This window comes from Agrobacterium sp. MS2 (genome assembly GCF_003261015.1).
GTDB classification, from domain to species: Bacteria; Pseudomonadota; Alphaproteobacteria; order Rhizobiales; family Rhizobiaceae; genus Agrobacterium; species Agrobacterium pusense.
Genome location: NZ_QLNF01000070.1, coordinates 1 through 218 on the forward strand (window position 1 = coordinate 1; position 218 = coordinate 218).

Below are 218 nucleotides of genomic sequence, written 5' to 3' on the forward strand. Positions count from 1 at the left end.
TTCGAAAGCCAAGCTTTCCGCGCCTCGGGGCTCAATCTCGTCGTCAGTGCGATCGTGCACTGGAATACGGTTTACCTTGATCGCGCGGTCACACAGCTGAAACGAGCGGGGCGAGACATTTCTGATACTCTATTGAAACACATCTCGCCGCTCAGTTGGGAACATATCAACCTTACCGGCATCTACACATGGGATGCCGAACATCAGATGCCGAACGG

Annotated in this window: 1 protein-coding gene; it reads left to right on the plus strand. The window is 53.7% G+C overall.

Annotation, left to right across the window (positions count from 1 at the left end; genetic code table 11):
* Nucleotides 1-218 (plus strand): Tn3 family transposase (locus DOU54_RS18590; protein ID WP_146617386.1); only part of this gene is annotated, 218 nt, incomplete at both ends.